Annotated in this window: 12 protein-coding genes; 7 read left to right on the top strand and 5 right to left on the bottom strand. The window is 49.5% G+C overall.

Annotated features, from left to right (window positions below; genetic code table 11):
- Positions 1-4: 4 nt before the first annotated feature.
- Positions 5-1,336: an AmpG family muropeptide MFS transporter gene (locus ACR9YC_RS06155; RefSeq protein WP_438731650.1), complete on the bottom strand. Its 1,332-nt coding sequence runs from the start codon at positions 1,334-1,336 to the stop codon at positions 5-7.
- 132 nt (positions 1,337-1,468) lie between these two features.
- The gene (locus ACR9YC_RS06150) at positions 1,469-2,224 is read right to left on the bottom strand and encodes a DUF1223 domain-containing protein (RefSeq protein WP_438731278.1); all 756 of its coding nucleotides are present in this window, start codon (positions 2,222-2,224) and stop codon (positions 1,469-1,471) included.
- A 230-nt stretch (positions 2,225-2,454) separates the two neighbouring features.
- Here ACR9YC_RS06150 and ACR9YC_RS06145 point away from each other — a divergent pair, with 230 nt between their 5' ends.
- The 3 genes from ACR9YC_RS06145 to ACR9YC_RS06135 are packed head-to-tail and all read left to right on the top strand — an operon-like array spanning position 2,455 to position 6,158.
- Positions 2,455-3,228, top strand: a complete 774-nt coding sequence (locus ACR9YC_RS06145) for a pseudouridine synthase (RefSeq protein WP_438731647.1) — start codon at positions 2,455-2,457, stop codon at positions 3,226-3,228.
- Between the two features lie 2 nt (positions 3,229-3,230).
- Complete coding sequence (rsmD, locus tag ACR9YC_RS06140) at positions 3,231-3,797, top strand: 16S rRNA (guanine(966)-N(2))-methyltransferase RsmD (protein ID WP_438731275.1); 567 nt, start codon at positions 3,231-3,233, stop codon at positions 3,795-3,797.
- A gap of 60 nt (positions 3,798-3,857) precedes the next feature.
- Positions 3,858-6,158, top strand: coding sequence for an ATP-dependent helicase (locus tag ACR9YC_RS06135; RefSeq protein ID WP_438731644.1), 2,301 nt, complete (start codon positions 3,858-3,860; stop codon positions 6,156-6,158).
- A gap of 23 nt (positions 6,159-6,181) precedes the next feature.
- On the opposite strand, the gene ACR9YC_RS06130 is transcribed toward ACR9YC_RS06135, so the two are convergent.
- Entirely contained in the window at positions 6,182-8,077 is a 1,896-nt protein-coding gene (locus ACR9YC_RS06130; RefSeq protein ID WP_438731272.1) for a monovalent cation:proton antiporter-2 (CPA2) family protein, read from the bottom strand.
- Positions 8,078-8,325: 248 nt separating this feature from the next.
- Between ACR9YC_RS06130 and ACR9YC_RS06125 the strand changes: the two genes are divergently transcribed.
- Positions 8,326-9,069 carry a L,D-transpeptidase family protein gene (locus tag ACR9YC_RS06125; protein ID WP_438731269.1) on the top strand — a complete coding sequence of 248 codons (744 nt, stop codon included), beginning with the start codon at positions 8,326-8,328 and terminating at the stop codon, positions 9,067-9,069.
- 46 nt (positions 9,070-9,115) lie between these two features.
- Here ACR9YC_RS06125 and ACR9YC_RS06120 read toward each other — a convergent pair whose 3' ends face one another.
- Positions 9,116-10,840, bottom strand: coding sequence for a DUF885 domain-containing protein (locus ACR9YC_RS06120; protein WP_438731267.1), 1,725 nt, complete (start codon positions 10,838-10,840; stop codon positions 9,116-9,118).
- 140 nt (positions 10,841-10,980) lie between these two features.
- On the opposite strand from ACR9YC_RS06120, the gene ACR9YC_RS06115 reads away from it, so the two are divergent.
- From ACR9YC_RS06115 to ACR9YC_RS06105, 3 genes are all read left to right on the top strand, one after another.
- Positions 10,981-12,324, top strand: coding sequence for an MFS transporter (locus ACR9YC_RS06115; protein WP_438731264.1), 1,344 nt, complete (start codon positions 10,981-10,983; stop codon positions 12,322-12,324).
- Positions 12,325-12,348: 24 nt separating this feature from the next.
- A complete protein-coding gene (gene cysK / locus ACR9YC_RS06110) occupies positions 12,349-13,266 on the top strand; it encodes a cysteine synthase A (RefSeq protein ID WP_438731261.1) in 918 nt (305 codons plus the stop codon).
- 166 nt (positions 13,267-13,432) lie between these two features.
- Positions 13,433-14,566, top strand: a complete 1,134-nt coding sequence (locus ACR9YC_RS06105) for a hypothetical protein (RefSeq protein WP_438731259.1) — start codon at positions 13,433-13,435, stop codon at positions 14,564-14,566.
- A gap of 110 nt (positions 14,567-14,676) precedes the next feature.
- Here ACR9YC_RS06105 and ACR9YC_RS06100 read toward each other — a convergent pair whose 3' ends face one another.
- Positions 14,677-16,479, bottom strand: coding sequence for an acyl-CoA dehydrogenase C-terminal domain-containing protein (locus tag ACR9YC_RS06100; protein ID WP_438731256.1), 1,803 nt, complete (start codon positions 16,477-16,479; stop codon positions 14,677-14,679).
- Between the last annotated feature and the right edge of the window lie 52 nt (positions 16,480-16,531).

The raw sequence follows: 16,531 nt of genomic DNA, 5'->3' as shown, positions 1-16,531 counted from the left end.
ACCGCTAAGCGAAGATGTCCGCTTCTTGCTCACCATCTTTACTGCCGACATCACCAAGCGATCTATCGACCAATCCAGAACGGATCATCAGCCAGAAAATGATGCACCCTGGCAGAGCTGCCAAAGTCGTCAGCAGATAGAAATTCACAAAGCCAAAGCTTTCAATCAACTGCCCTGCGGTAGTGCCGGTCAAGAAGCGCCCGATGATACTGGCCGCAGCAGAAAGCAATGCAAATTGTGTCGCCGTAAACTGCAAATTACAAAGCGCAGAAATATAGGCGACAACGGCGACACCACCAATGCCGCTGGCAAAATTCTCAAAACCGATAGCCCCTGCCATCGCCCAATTATTATGCCCAATTGCAGCAAGTCCAGCAAAGGACAAATTGCTAACCATCATCAATATTAGACTTAGCATCACGGCCTTTTTCATGCCAAAACGCGCGTAGATAATACCGCCGATAAATATGCCAACCAACAAAGCAATAAAGCCCAAGCCGACATCATAAAATGCAACTTCATCATTGGTGAAGCCCAGATCCTCAAATAACAAACGGAAGGTCAGATTGGCGAGCGTATCTCCAATTTTGTGGACCAGCACAAAAATCAGCACGACAACTGCGCCTGATCTTTTGAAAAACTCTATAAGCGGGCTAACATAAGCAATGGCTGCCTGCAGGGGATTTGTAAGTTTTTGCGGTTCTTTGCGCCGTGACGGCTCTCCCATCCATAGCCCGGTAAATACCGCGAACAAAGAAAAGCAGGCACAGGCATAATAGGCTGTTGCCCAATCCGAACGCGCCGCCACTACCAAGGCTAAAGACCCAGCACCGGCGGCGCCCATGCGCCATCCATATTGCGACATTCCAGAGCCTACACCCAATTCTTCCGGTTTCAGCAGCTCAATGCGATAGGCATCGATAACAATATCAAAGGTTGCGCCGGCAATACCGACACAAATCGCCGCAATAGCAACCGATGCAATATCCGCTTTAGGGTCTAGGGTGCCCAACACAATTATCGAAAAAGCAACCAATATGGCGACAAAAATCAGCCAAGAAACACGCTGCCCCAGACGCCCGATTATCGGTAGTTTTACAACATCGACAATCGGTGCCCATATCCATTTGAAATTGTAAGCAAGAAACGTCAGTGCAAACAGCGTAACAGTCGACTTTTCAATGCCAGATTGGGCAAGCCGCGTAGTGAGTGTTGCTGCAATCATGGCAAAAGGAAAGCCAGAAGAGACGCCTAGCAAAAGTGCAGCAATAGCTGACTTTTGAAAATAGGGCTGCAACCCTATAGGAAGTCTTTTTCGCCAATCTGGATTACGCATTGCCGTCATATATTACCCGCCCTTTGCAAAGGCGTGTCATGGCATTGCATTGTCAAAGACGCAATAAGGGATTGGTTAATATGGAGTGCCCAAACAAATGTTTAGAGCCGTGATAAGCTGAGCAATAAACTGTCACAAATAGCTTGCTGCAACAATATCCCCTGCGCCTGCTTGCTGGACGATCACTGCATAGCGGTCAGCATCTGCAATCTGCATGTCAGCGGCCGTCACGGTATATTGCGCTTTACCGCCATTCCAAGTGCCGATGACGTTTTCATGGCGCAGAACATTTGTATAGGTCAATTTTCGTCCCCGATTTTCACCGCGGCCAACCTGCACTGTTTCAGAGCTATCCAATGCAACAAGTGTGACGGACGCACGTTCATCACTGGAGCCATCCAAAGTCAAAGTGAAACCACCCTGATCATTTTTGACAACGTTCAAATCAGCCGCACTGCTTTTCTTCAGTTCCGACATGATAATATCGCGCACTTGATATTCGCGCGAACCGATGGCAGCGCGGTGCCCGTTAATCACCATTTGCGGCGTATATACACCCGCATTAGCAAAATCTTTACGCGCATATTCGCGTTGCAGTTCGGTATTCTCTTCCCGCGCCAGAGTATCTTTCCAGCCTAGACGGTCCCAATAGGTGACCGGGCGGCTGATCAAAATTACTTTTTCATTCTTAGCCAAATGCGCCGCTACGGCATCCGCCGGCGGACATGATGAGCAGCCCTGACTAGTGAAAAGCTCCGCTACAACAGCACGATCCATATTGTCGAATGATGTATTCTTTTGAGCAGCATCGCTATCCATTGCTTGAAAAGCCATGAAGCCAACACCCAGAGTGCCAACCGCTAACAATGAAAAACCCATTAAACGCATATTTTATCTCGACATCAAAATTACTTTATTACTTATAGTACGATTTGCTTGGTCAAAGAGTTACAAGACCATTGCGAATAATCGTGATAGACAGAAACTGTTGCATTATCACAACAATGATTTTTGAGCAGTTTCCGGCTGTCGTTTTGTTATCAGCTTGCTATAGGCTGCCCATGCCCAAAAAAACCTCCCCTGCTTTCGATCCGCTAGGCGATAACCAATCCGATAACATGTCCGGTGCCCAAGAAACTGAGGCACCTGCAAAAGGTGATCGCATTGCCAAATTGCTGGCACGCTCCGGGGTCGCTTCCCGCCGTGAGGTTGAGCGGATGATCGCCGATGGACGCATTGCCAAAGATGGCGAGACGATAACCACACCAGCGACATTATTGCACAGCCTGCATGGCATCACCGTTGATGGCAAAATGGTAAAACAGCCAGAACCAACCAAGCTATGGCGTTTTCACAAGCCAGTCGGCGCACTCACCGCGGAACGCGACTTTAGCGGGCGAACGACCATTTATGATGTGTTCAAAAATACTGGTGCCGATTTGCCGCGTGTCATGCCCATCGGCCGATTGGATCTCAATACCGAAGGTTTATTACTGCTAACCAATGATGGCGCATTCAAACGGCAGATGGAATTGCCAGCATCCGGTATTCCCCGCACATATCGCGCACGCACTTTTGGCGATGTCAGCCAAAGCCAGTTGGAAGATCTCATCTCTGGAACAGTGATTGAGGGTGTTCGCTATGGGCGGATTGATGCCAATTTAGAACGCCGAACAGGCAAAAACCAATGGGTGGAACTGACATTGAAAGAGGGCAAGAACCGCGAAGTGCGCCGTGTTCTTGAACATCTCGGCCTTCAGGTTTCCCGATTGATACGCACATCATATGGCCCATTTTACCTTGATGATCTTGCCAAGGGTGAAGTGGCCACTGTCCGGAAAATTGATCTGGTCAATTTCCGCAAACGCTTTGAAAAGGCTGAAAAGAAATAGCCATGCGCATCATTTCAGGAGAATATCGCGGCCGCCGTATCAGCGCACCAAAGGGTACTGACATCACACGCCCCACCGCAGACCGCACGCGTGAAACCTTATTTTCCATGCTTACCAGTCGATTGGGTAGCTTTGAAGATCTGGAAATTCTCGATCTATTTGCTGGTACAGGGGCATTGGGGTTAGAAGCTCTCTCACGCGGCGCGAAGCATTGCTATTTTGTAGAGCAGGACCGCGCGGCTGTTAAACAGCTAGAAGCCAATATTGCGCATCTGGGCGCCGAAGGAAAAGCGACTGTCCGCATGGCATCTGTCATGTCGATAGGTACTGCTGTCAAAACTGCTGATCTGGTTCTTATGGACCCGCCTTATGGCAGCAATGCCGGCGCGGTTGCTCTTGATAAACTAAACCGGCTGGGGTGGTTTGCGCCATCGACTTGGATCGCTATGGAGACTGGGCGCGATGAGAATGTCGAGAATATTGATTTCGAAAAAGATGCTGAGCGCAAAGTCGGCAAAGCCATGTTGCATATATTGCGGCCAAAAATAGCTGGTGCAACTGTCGGTTAGGGCTTGCCCGATGGGGCAATGTTCCATAAATGTTCAACCATGCATGATCCTAATTCCGACATGGAGGTTTTTGACCAACTGGACACTCCAGATGATAATGTGCCGCCTTATATGGCGATGCTCAACGCGCCTCAACGTGATGCCGTTCTCACAATAGATGGCCCAGTTTTGATGCTTGCAGGTGCCGGCACAGGCAAAACAGCGGCGCTAACGGCCCGGCTCGCACATATATTATACACCCGTAAGGCCTGGCCCTCTGAAATTTTGGCCGTTACCTTCACCAATAAGGCCGCTCGCGAAATGCGCGAACGTGTGGGACGGCATGTCGGTGAGGCCGTTGAAGGTATGCCATGGCTTGGCACCTTTCATTCTATCGGTGCCAAGATTTTGCGCCGCCATGCCGAGCTTATGGGCCTACAGAGCAACTTCACTATCATCGATACAGACGATCAGCTGCGTCTGCTCAAACAACTTATTCAGGCAAGTGAAATTGATGATAAACGTTTTCCTGCGCGGCAATTGGCTGGCTTTATCGATGGTTGGAAGAACCGTGCGCTTAACCCATCGGAACTGAGCGCAGCGGATAATGAACTCTATGCGCAAGGCCGTGGGCAGGAAATATATCAGCTTTATCAGGACCGTCTAAAAGCGCTGAATGCCTGTGACTTTGGTGATCTGCTCCTGCATGCACTGACTTTGCTCAAAACCCACCCCGATGTTCTGCAGCAATATCAAGAACGTTTTCGTTACATTCTGGTCGATGAGTATCAGGACACAAATGCCGCGCAATATCTCTGGCTTCGCTTGCTGGCACAGAAGCGCAAAAATATCTGCTGTGTGGGTGATGATGACCAGAGTATTTACAGCTGGCGCGGCGCAGAAGTCGCCAATATCTTGCGGTTTGAGAAAGACTTTCCACAAGCAAAGGTCATACGGTTAGAGCAGAATTATCGTTCAACACCGCAAATCTTAGCCGCGGCTTCGGGCCTCATTGCCAGCAATAGCGACCGGTTAGGAAAGACCCTCTGGACCGAAATTGATGAGGGCGAAAAAGTCAAAATACTTGGTGTATGGGACGGTCCAGAGGAAGCCCGCCGTGTAGGCGACGAACTGGAAAGTCTCCAGCGCTCTGGTGAGCCGTTAAATGATTGCGCGATTTTGGTGCGTGCGCAATTCCAAACACGTGAGTTTGAAGATAGGTTTATCGCCATTGGCATGCCCTATCGCATTGTTGGCGGCTTCCGCTTCTATGAACGTGCCGAGATACGTGATGCTCTAGCCTATCTGCGTGTCGTCAACCAACCTGCTGATGATCTGGCCTTTGAACGGATTGTCAACACTCCGAAACGTGGCCTTGGCGACAAATCGGTTGAGAAAGTGCACCGTCTTGCAAGGGCAAGCGGTTCATCACTTTCACAAGCAGCATTTGATATTTTGGACAGTGATGAGCTTCCTGCACGGGCGCGTAGTGCTTTGGGCAACCTGATGAAATATGTTGCGCATTGGCGAGAACAGGCACGCCAACTTTGTCCGGCTGATCTTGTGCGGCTGATTTTGGATGATTGCGGCTATACGGCAATGCTGCAAGCAGAGCGGAGCGTTGAAGCGTCCGGTCGCTTGGAAAACCTTTCCGAACTGTCACGCGCCATGGAAGAATATGAAAACCTGGGTGACTTTCTGGAACATGTCAGTCTGGTTATGGACAATGATGCCAGCCCTGATGATGACAAAGTGACCATCATGACCATCCATGCTGCCAAAGGTTTGGAATTTCACAATACATTTCTGGTTGGTTGGGAAGAAGGGGTTTTCCCCTCGCAACGCGCTCTTGATGAAGGTGGCACCCGCTCATTGGAAGAGGAACGCCGATTGGGCTATGTCGCTATCACACGGGCGCGCAAACGCTGCACCATTTTGCATGCTGCAAACCGGCGTATTTATGGCCAATGGACCAGTGCTATCCCATCACGCTTTATTGGTGAATTACCCCCTGAAACTATTGAGGAAGAGTCTAGCCTGAGCGGCGGAGCGAGTCTTTGGCAAGCCAATTTCTCCGAACGCGAAGACCCATTTGCACATTTGGCAAATGATCCTGAACGTGCGGCGCATCGCGGCCCGGGGTGGAAAAGAGCAGCCCAAAGCGGCAGTTTTGATACACGTCCAAGACGCCTTGGTGAGAGCCGCCAAAGCGCAGTTAGTCTGGGCAATAAAGGCCGAGATGATATCGTTATAGGCGCCCGTATATTTCACCAGAAATTTGGTTATGGCCTCGTCGCTGAAAAAGAAGGCAATAAATTGGAAATCGATTTTGAAACATCAGGACGCAAACGCGTGTTGGACAGTTTTGTAAGCCTGGGTTGAGAAACCGTTATTTCACCTACTCTCTAGTCAGGTTTATTATCCTCATTCTCATCAAGTATGGCTTGCATTTTGATAGACATTTTGCGTTCCCAATCGGGACGCTGCTGCTTGATCAGATCGACCAAATCCTCATTTTCCCAAGCAGGGATATCAAGTTTATACGCATCAGCGGCGTGCACCATCAATTCGCCATCTACATTTTTGAAGATGTCCTTTAGTCGGTCAGCTTTATCACGGCTAATGCCCAAAGCCTCGAAAGCCGAACGCCCCATGCGCAAAGAACTGTCATAGGTTTCGCGGATAATATCACGGCAGCCGCGCGCCCATAATTCATAAACATGGTCGCGATCAACGGCCCGTGCGACCACATGCACATTAGGGAAATTGCGCACGACATATTCCACCATGGCGTTAATCTGGTCGCGCCCATCAATGGCGACAATCAACAGTTTTGCATTATCAATACCTGCCGACATCAGCAGATCAGGTCGCGTGGCATCTCCAAAATATGTATGATCCATGCCAAAGGTACGCAGGATATCTAATTGGCGGGAGCTATAATCGATAACAGTTGCACGATGCCCCAAAGCACCAAGCATACGATCAACTATGCCGCCAACGCGCCCTCGACCAGCGATAATGATCTGCGCATCTTCTTCAATAACATCATCGTCAATTGTTTGCCCGCGCGAATAATATGGCGCTATCACCTTATCATAAAAAATGAACATGAGCGGCGTTAGCAACATGGACAGTGTGACGACCAAAAGCAGTTGGTCAGCTATACCTTGGGGCAAGACATTATTGGCCGTGCTGAAGGACAGTAAGACAAAGCCAAATTCACCGGCCTGAGCAAGTCCCAAAGCGAACAGCCAGCGCGCACAGCCTTTCAACCCGGAAATGCCCCCCAATATGTAAAGCAAAAATGACTTTACCATGATCAGGCCAAGCGTCAGCGCTATTATGGTTGTGAAGTCAGAGGCCAATAATGAGAAATTTATACCTGCCCCGACGGTTATGAAGAACAGTCCCAGCAGCATTCCACGAAATGGGGCGATATCAGCTTCTAGTTCATGCCGATATTCACTATTAGCCAATACAACACCGGCCAGAAACGCCCCTAAAGCAGGTGATAAACCAACCAAAGTCATCAGCAGAGCAATACCAATAACCACTACTAGCGCCGTGGCGGTGAACAGTTCACGCAACCTTGCAGTTGAAACAAAATGGAAAAGTGGTCCAGAGAGATAATTGCCGCCGAAAATAATCGCTGCAATTGCGCCAATAGTGATCAGACCAGTCTGCCAGCCCTCCATATTTTCAACCATGCTTATAGAGCCAGTATCACTTTCTACGGCTGCTCCGGCCAAAAATGCCAAATCAGGATGAATAAAATTGGTCAATTCTGGTGCCGCTAATAAGGGCAGAAAAGCCAGAATAGGGATAACAGCGATGTCCTGAAATAACAGAACAGAGAAACTGCATTCACCGCCATCGCTCTTCATCAAACCTTTTTCGTTGAGCGTTTGAAGAACAATTGCTGTGGACGACAATGTCAAAATAAAACCAATTGCTAATGCATATCGCCATTGCAGCCCCAGCAACAAGGCAATGCCCGTAATAATTATGATAGTCAGTAAAACTTGCGCACCGCCAAGCCCGAGCAGTTTTGCCCGCATCTTCCAGAGCAATTGCGGGTTCAACTCCAACCCCACCAGAAACAGCATCATTACCACGCCAAATTCAGCGAAATGCTGGATCGAAACGACATCGACCGATAGCCAGGCCAATAAGGGACCGATAGCTATTCCTGCAATCAAATAGCCCAATACCGAACCGAGGCCAAAGCGCGATGCAATGGGAACCGCAACAATCGACGCAGTGAGCAGAATGAAAGCAAGAAGCAGAAAATCAGACATAGAATAGGATGGTCCTTGGCTTTGATAGTCCGTGATAGCATGCGCAAGAGTTTACAAAAAACCGATGCTGCCATCCAAATGTCAGGAAACGGGCTCATTGAACAGTAAGTTTTGCAATCTATACCGTACCGGCGTGAAACACTGCTCTTATGCGGCTTGGCAAAAATGTTGGGAAGTGATATTTAAAATAATGAAATAAATGCACTTAGTGCTTACCAAAACTGTTCCAAGGCAAAGACTTAGATATTATGGCAACAAAAAACACTCCAACCACTTCGCAAATGATCCGCCGCGGGGCATGGGGTGCTATCATTTGTGCAGCCATCATAGTGCCCGCCTTTGCCATATTGGCGCCTAGCGGAGCCACTGATCAGGACACCGCAGCGTCCGCGCAATCTGGGCCTGAACTGCAATATGATCTGGCTGACATTGACGAAGCTATTGCGGCATCAGCCGTTGATGTTGACGCTGTCGAGCTTGCTTCTGCAGATAACAGAATAGCCGATGCCAGCCCTAATGGCGACGTTGCGCGACCTGAAAGTGCGGCCACAGCCTCAATTGACGGTTATGAGATTAAGCGCATTTTTGAAATTGAGGGCGAATTTCAACATGGCGATTGGGTCTGGGACGAAGAAGGCGCACCGAAAGACGGGAAACTGCTTGTGTCCGTTAATCTCGATGCCCAGACATTATCTGTCTATCGTGGCGGTTATGAAATCGGCACTTCGGTCATTCTCTATGGCGCGGATGAAAAGCCAACACCGACTGGCAAATTTACCATCACGCAAAAGAATAAAGACCATATCTCCAACCTCTATTTTGTGCCGATGCCCTATATGATGCGCCTTACAAATGACGGTATCGCCATTCATGGCAGTAGTGTCGAATATGGATATGCAACCCATGGTTGTGTTGGTGTGCCCGATGAATTTGCAGCCAAACTCTTCGCAATCGCGCAATTGGGCACAGAAGTTATTATCAAGGCAAGCTAAGCTAACTCGATAATATTCCTGCCCCTCAGGCCAACATTTCTATTTCTCAAAAGACAGATTTTGGCGTGTCTTCCTTCATCATAGCTGCACGTACCACCGGAATGGGCGGGCCACCATATGACAGAAACTCGTCATGAAAAGCCTTCCACTTGGAACGATCTCCGCCAGTCCAATCTTCACGCAGCTTCTGGATCATCAGCTTACCCATTGTGTAGTTGAGATAGGCGGGGTCATAAGTGCCGCGCGCAGCCTGTTGCTCGGCGCTGCCTTCTGACTGAAAACCATCCGTGATAAACATCTGGCGCGACTGCTCGACCGTCATGCCTTCCGTATGCAACCCAATAGCCGACAGATAGCGCACATTGCGCAGCAGCGCATTGGTCAATTGCCCGATATGGTTGCCCGGATCGCCTTCACCAAGGCCAGCATCCCACATCATTTCTTCGGTATAGTGCGCCCATCCTTCAGCAAAGGCATAGCCGACAAAAAGCCTTCCAAACAAAGACTTTGCCTTTTGCGCATGCAGAAAGTTCAGGAAATGCCCCGGCCAAACTTCATGGACAGAAATATAGAGCAGGTCAGCTTTGCCAGGAATATAAGCCTGTTGCTTGGCAGCATCCCATGACGGGTCTGGCGGCGAAATATAATATACCGATGGCAGACCTTTTTCATAAGCCCCTGGAATATTGATATAGGCCAAATTGCTGCGCCGATAGGGCGGCGCTTCTTCCACCTTGGCTTCTTCATCGCTGGGAATAGTGACAATATCATTATCGGCAACAAAGGTTTTAAGGTCCGCCAATTGATTGCGCGCGCCCTGCACCGCACCGCCTTCCGGCTTATCCTGATTGGCTTTGGTTATACAGCCAGTAATATCCGTTTCCGGTGCATAGGCTGCACAGGCTTCACGCAAAGCTTTCTGATTACGACGCATATCCGCAACACCAATGGCTTTCAGTTCGGTGAGTGAAATGTCAACGCCTTCAGTGGCCTTCAACATGGCAGCGAATTTCTCTGCACCCAAAGCATAATTCTGAGTTGCATTAGGCTTTTCGCTGCGTAACCAATTGGCCAAGCCTTCCATAGCGGCTGCGGCTTTCTCAACCGCTGCATCATGCTGCGCCAACAGGTCTTTGTCTGTAATGCCGCCAAATTCCTTAATCGCATCGCCGCGATAATAATCAGCATAGCCTTGAAAAGACCCTATGCCCAAATTGACAAATGTCTCTGGCATAGGCGTGCGCAAATTGGCGCGGATTTGTTCGGCCGCTGCCGGAATATTGCCCAGATATGTAATATAGGCTTTGAACCGCGTTTCCTCATCCGCATAGGGAACAGTAACATAGGTCGCCGGGCTTAATGCGCCGCGATACACAGCAGGGTTGGTGTACAACGCTTCAGATGTTTCTGACCAGAACAACTCACCATCAATGGTCGAAACAAGATAATCACGCTCAAATGCGTCTGCTTTGGACATATCGGCCGCATCAAAGGCAAGTGCTGCGGCTTTCTTCTCTTTCAAATAAGCAATGCGGGCAGCAATGCCTTTTTCGCTCCAATCCGGCAATTGGCCGTCATATTCATGCTTGCCAGAGCCAACTGCGAAGACAGGGTTGAGCGGCAAATATCCATCAATATAGTCTTGCGCGAACCTGCCCCATTCGCTCAAATCTTCTGCTGCAATATCGGTATCTGAATCTACTTTCTTACAGCCAGAGACGGTCAGGCTAACACTGGCAACAGCCGCCAATAAAAGAGATTTTTTGATCATGAGAATGCCCATTATGATTATTGATAGGGCATTGTGACCTGCCCATCGCAGCAAGGCAAGGGGCAAGTCTTTTCCTGTAGCGATTGCACGGTTGTGATTGCGGCAATTGCGGTTTGCCTCACATAATCCTAACAGAGCGCATGAGTGACACACATGATTCTGCCCCTAATTCTACCCCGTCATCAGTACATCCATTTGCAATAGCCAATTACCGCTATTTCTGGACGGCACGGCTGTTCGCAATGTTCTCACTTAATGCGATGATGCTTATCGTGGGGTGGCAGGCATATAATCTCGCGCGTGATTCCGGCTCCAGCATTGAACAGGCCGCCTTTGTCCTTGGCATTATCGGGCTTGTACAATTTCTTCCGCTTTTTGTTCTCACCCCGATTGTGGGCTGGGTGGCTGACCGCGCTGATAGGCGGTGGATAGCCCGTATCGTTTTAAGCGGCCAGGCATTGGTCGCGCTCATTCTGGCGTTGATGACCTATTTTGATGCTATTTCAATCATCTCTATTTATGCAGTCTCCGCATTATTGGGCATAGCACGCGCATTTCTGGGTCCGGCTATGACCTCCCTTGCGCCCAATCTGGTACCAGCAGACTCATTGCCGCGCGCCATAGCTTTGTCGACAATCGCGTGGCAGGTCGGTGTTATTGCTGGCCCTGCTATGGCTGGCCCGCTCTATGCAATATCACCCTCTTTCCCCTATTTTATATGTGTCGCTCTGTTTGGCGTCGCAACATTGGCAATGTTTCTTATCTCGCCAGTCCCGCGCAGCATGATGAACCGGACGCATGGCCCACTCAAGCAATTGGTCGACGGCCTTGCTTATGTTGGCACCAACAAACTCGTCCTAGGAGCCATCACGCTTGATTTGATGGTGATGTTTCTTGCCGGCGCACAAGCAATGATCCCTGTTTTTGCGCGTGATATATTGGGTTCCGATGAGTTGGCTCTTTCCTTACTGGCCCCTGCCCCAGCCATTGGCGCAGTGCTCACTGGTGCATTGCTATCCATCTATCCACTGAAGAAAAATGTTGGTCTCGTTATGCTGGCATCCATGATGATCTTTGGCATCGGGACTATCGGCTTTGGCCTCAGCACTTGGCTGCCGCTATCGATCATATGTTTGGCAGCATGCGGAGCAGCAGATATGTTTGGCGTTTTCGTGCGATCTTCATTGATCCAATTGCATACGCCTGATGAAAAGCGCGGCCGGGTTAATGCGGTCAGCCAAATGACCATCAGCGCCTCTAACGAACTAGGTGACGCATTCACGGGCAGCCTCGCATTCATTATCGGGCCTGTCGCAGCGATAGTCGGCGGCGGGGCCGGAGCAATAGCGGTCACAGCCTTTTGGTCGCGGCTTTTCCCGCAATTGGCCGCGGCTAAGACTTTTGATCAGCCTGATCATCTCTTGAAAGCTGAGCCCAAGCATAGCAATATAGAGAATGACAAGACCGCACCCGATGCGAAATAATGATTTTAGGAAAAGGACATTGCCATGATTGCCGATAACATCCTCCAAACTATTGGAAATACACCGCATATCAAAATGCAGCGGCTTTTTGGCGATGCGCATGTCTGGATTAAGTCAGAGCGATCAAATCCCGGCGGTTCCATCAAGGACCGCATCGCACTGGCGATGATCGAAGCGGCAGAACAATCCGGCGCTCTGCAACCCGGTGGCACCATCATCGAACCGACATCAGGCAATACTGGTGTTGGCTTGGCCATGGTTGCGGCGGTTAAGGGCTATAAGCTCGTGCTGGTCATGCCAGAATCCATGTCAATAGAACGGCGGCGCCTTATGCTGGCTTATGGTGCAAGTTTTGACCTGACGCCGAAAGAAAAAGGTATGAAAGGCGCAATTGAACGCGCTCAAGAATTGATCGATCAAACACCCGGCGCATGGATGCCGCAACAATTTGAAAATCCGGCCAATGTGGATGTTCATGTCCGCACTACTGCGCAGGAAATTCTGGCTGATTTTCAGGATAATCCATTGGATGCGATCATAACCGGTGTTGGTACAGGCGGCCACATTACTGGTGTCGCGGAGGTATTGAAGCAGCATTGGAAAGACCTGAAAGTCTATGCAGTTGAACCCACACTCTCTCCCGTGATCAGCGGCGGTCAGCCCGGGCCACATCCAATTCAAGGTATCGGCGCAGGGTTCATCCCCGGCAATTTGCACACGCAAAGCATCGATGGCGCCATTCAGGTAGACCCTGCTGATGCCAAAGCCATGGCGCGGCGTGCCGCAAGTGAAGAAGGCATGTTGGTCGGCATTTCATCAGGCGCGACTTTGGCAGCAATTGCCCAAAAGTTGAGCGACTTACCATCTGGTGCGAAGGTTCTTGGATTTAATTATGACACAGGCGAACGCTATTTGTCTGTGCCGGACTTCTTGCCAGAGTAAAACCAAACAGGCGCAGCCAAGTTGGAAACTTCTTGGCTGCATAAACTGCGTGAGTACGACGGCGCATTGATATTGCTACTATTGTTACAAGCTGTGGTCGTTGCCCTGCTTGTATAGCCATGCACAATTGACTAACCTTGCTGCAATTCATGGGGAGATATTGCAGATGAACAAGTTTATATTAGTGATGAGCGTCGCAGCATTTTTGGGCTTCACTCCATATATTGTTCACGCGCAAGAAACAGATGGAGCAGACGAGAAAGCCGAAGAAAAAGAACCAATTCTGACAGGATGGTATGCAGATGGCGATGGACTTTCTGTACATCATTCCGGCGTCACTTTGCCAACGGATTTTGGTATTGTTCAATATGATTCCAGCCAAGAGGCCAAGAGCGGCACCGATGGTATGGACAATATTCTGCAATATACTCACGAGAATGAGGGCATTTATACCAGCATCTATATCTACCGGCCAAGCCTTGCCGACGCAGAGATGAATGCAGTTCTTACCGGGGTAGCAATTGATTCGCGTTTCGGTTTGCAAAATAGAGGGAAAGCTCTGAAACTTGCCTCTTTCGGCGGGAATGAGAAAGGAGCAATCACGCTTTTCCATCCCTTCACAGATAGCAAATTAGCAACAGCAGCAGCTTTTGCAAAAGTGGGTGATTGGATTGTCAAATATCGCGTGACTGGCCCACAGTCAGAAAGCGCAGAGGTTGAAAAGATATTGGGCACAATTGTTGCCGGCACCAAGGTTGCTAATAGTGAAGCAGTCGCAACATTATCATTAGATCAGCCTGTCCAGTGCGCAATCAGGCTGGAAGGTAAAGCAAAACTTACCAGAGACGGACGCCCAGACAGAACTTTATCTGGCTTGGGTGACTTAGGTGTTTTGGGGAACCTTCTTGCAGGGGCCTTGCAAATAGATGAGAATACACATGACAAATCACCAATAGCCACTCCCTATTCCCAATGGTGTATCGCTGACAGTTACACGATTGATGGACTGACCTATTATGTTTATCGCAGCGAAGATAAAGAAGGCAGCCGCATAATCGCACCCTTTGGCGACACCGGAAAAGCCTTTATATCGTCTGTCGATGCGGCCAATCCTAAACAGCGCAGCTTTGCCATGTATGAGATCGGTAGAATAACCTTTTTTGGACCCTATAAAGGGGATTTCAGTGCCAAACAATATCAGCAGATACTAACTGGAAAAAGCAAATTGCTGCAAAAAAGTAAGAGCAGTACGGTTAAATTTGAGGCCGATGGCAGCGATGCAATCCTAATCACCCTTTAGATGATGGGTTAGATTTTCAGCAGCTCTTCAACTCAGATATAAAGACATAACCAACAAAAAAGGCGCGAGGGGTATATACCTTCGCGCCTTTTTGTTTCGATCACTTATGATTAAGCGGCTTGGAACATTTCTGGGTCAAGCGCCATGATGGCATCACCACCCGCCTCAATCTTGCGGCGCAATGCACCAGCATCGGGCATGATACGTTCAGCAAAATAGCGCGCTGTCGCCAGTTTTGTTTCATAAAATTTCGCATTGCCAGTACCGTCAGCCAAGCCTTGACGCGCGGCCCTGCTCATGCGCAGCCACATCAGACCAAGTGAAACAATGCCCATGATATGCATATAGCTATGCGCACCCGCACCAACATGGTTGGGGTTTTGCATCCCGTTTTGCATGAACCACATGGTCGCTGCTTTCAATTCACCATTGGCTTTTTCAAGACGAGTGGCAAAATCGGCCAGCGCATCATCTGATTTCGCTTCTGCGCATTCTTCATCAACGATTTTGAACAGTGCTTGCACAGCACGTCCACCATTTTGCGCCAGCTTACGGCCAACCAAATCCATGGCTTGCACGCCGTTTGTGCCTTCATAGATCATCGCAATGCGTGCATCGCGCACATATTGTTCCATGCCCCATTCAGCAATATAGCCGTGGCCGCCATAAACCTGCTGCATATTAGTGGCAATCTCATAGCCCTTATCGGTACCATAGCCTTTGATCACAGGTGTCAAAAGGCTGATCAAATCATCCGCCATTTCACGGTCTTCATCGGTCTGCGCCTTGTGAGTCAGATCAACCTGCAACGCGCCCCACAAAATCAGCGCTCGCAAACCTTCATTAATGGACTTTGCTTCCATCAGCATGCGGCGCACATCGGGGTGGACAAATAAGGTATCGGCTTTTTCATCAGCGTCTTTCGCGCCATCCAATGCGCGCCCCTGACGGCGGTCAGCGGCATATTGCACTGCATTTTGATAGGCCACTTCGCCAACGCCCAACCCTTGCAGACCAACGCCCAGACGCGCTGCGTTCATCATGATGAACATTGCAGCAAGGCCTTTATTTTCCTCACCCACCATATAGCCGGTCGCTCCATCATAATTCATGACGCAGGTTGAATTGCCGTGAATGCCCATTTTATGCTCAATAGAACCACAGGACACAGCATTACGCTCACCCAGAGAACCGTCTTCATTGACCATGAATTTGGGCACGATGAACAAGGAAATACCCTTCACGCTATCCGGCGCATCAGGTGTTTTTGCAAGCACCAAGTGAATGATGTTTTCGGTCAAATCATGCTCACCAGAGGAGATGAAGATTTTCGTGCCACTAATCTTATGGCTGCCATCCAATTGAGGCTCTGCCTTGGTGCGGATAAGGCCCAAATCCGTGCCGCAATGTGGCTCGGTCAGGTTCATCGTGCCGCCCCATTTGCCGGAGATCATATTGGGCGCATATTTCTCTTTCTGCTCTTGGCTGCCTTTCGCCAAAATCGCAGCAACGGCGCCGCCCGTCAGGCCGGGATACATGCCAAATGCCATGTTGGACGATGTAATAAATTCTTCAAAAGCAAAGCCCACGACATGCGGCAATTCCTGCCCGCCAAATTCTTCCGGAGCTGTCAACGTACCCCAGCCACCTTTACAAAATTGGTCATAGGCGTCTTTAAAACCGTCCGGTGTCGTGACGCTGCCATCTTCATGGCGGGTACAGCCTTGCTGATCACCGCTTTGGTTGATGGGGAATAAGACCTGCTCAACAAATTTTCCGCCCTCGGTCAAAACCGCTTCAACCATATCGGAACTGGCATTTTCGAACCCGGGGAGATTAGAAAATTTCTCAAGGCCCAAAACCTCATTGAGAATGAATTGTGAATCGCGCACTGGCGCTGAATATTGTGGCATATGAACTTCCTTCTGCTGTCAGGTCGGTTGTTACCGAAATAGGATTGTCTTT

Origin of the sequence: Parasphingorhabdus sp. DH2-15 (genome assembly GCF_051668705.1) — a bacterium.
Taxonomy (GTDB): domain Bacteria; phylum Pseudomonadota; class Alphaproteobacteria; order Sphingomonadales; family Sphingomonadaceae; genus Alterisphingorhabdus.
Note: the sequence above shows the minus strand (reverse complement) of the source record. Positions and strands in the feature narration are given on the sequence as shown.

What these genes read in the sequence shown, in the direction of transcription:
- ACR9YC_RS06105 (WP_438731259.1), top strand. Translation starts at nt 13,433, where the DNA reads ATGAACAAGTTTATATTAGTGATGAGCGTCGCAGCATTTTTGGGCTTC.
- cysK (WP_438731261.1), top strand. Translation starts at nt 12,349, where the DNA reads ATGATTGCCGATAACATCCTCCAAACTATTGGAAATACACCGCATATC.
- ACR9YC_RS06130 (WP_438731272.1), bottom strand. Translation starts at nt 8,077, where the DNA reads ATGTCTGATTTTCTGCTTCTTGCTTTCATTCTGCTCACTGCGTCGATT.
- ACR9YC_RS06155 (WP_438731650.1), bottom strand. Translation starts at nt 1,336, where the DNA reads ATGCGTAATCCAGATTGGCGAAAAAGACTTCCTATAGGGTTGCAGCCC.
- rsmD (WP_438731275.1), top strand. Translation starts at nt 3,231, where the DNA reads ATGCGCATCATTTCAGGAGAATATCGCGGCCGCCGTATCAGCGCACCA.
- ACR9YC_RS06150 (WP_438731278.1), bottom strand. Translation starts at nt 2,224, where the DNA reads ATGCGTTTAATGGGTTTTTCATTGTTAGCGGTTGGCACTCTGGGTGTT.
- ACR9YC_RS06120 (WP_438731267.1), bottom strand. Translation starts at nt 10,840, where the DNA reads ATGATCAAAAAATCTCTTTTATTGGCGGCTGTTGCCAGTGTTAGCCTG.
- ACR9YC_RS06125 (WP_438731269.1), top strand. Translation starts at nt 8,326, where the DNA reads ATGGCAACAAAAAACACTCCAACCACTTCGCAAATGATCCGCCGCGGG.
- ACR9YC_RS06145 (WP_438731647.1), top strand. Translation starts at nt 2,455, where the DNA reads ATGTCCGGTGCCCAAGAAACTGAGGCACCTGCAAAAGGTGATCGCATT.
- ACR9YC_RS06135 (WP_438731644.1), top strand. Translation starts at nt 3,858, where the DNA reads ATGGAGGTTTTTGACCAACTGGACACTCCAGATGATAATGTGCCGCCT.
- ACR9YC_RS06115 (WP_438731264.1), top strand. Translation starts at nt 10,981, where the DNA reads ATGAGTGACACACATGATTCTGCCCCTAATTCTACCCCGTCATCAGTA.
- ACR9YC_RS06100 (WP_438731256.1), bottom strand. Translation starts at nt 16,479, where the DNA reads ATGCCACAATATTCAGCGCCAGTGCGCGATTCACAATTCATTCTCAAT.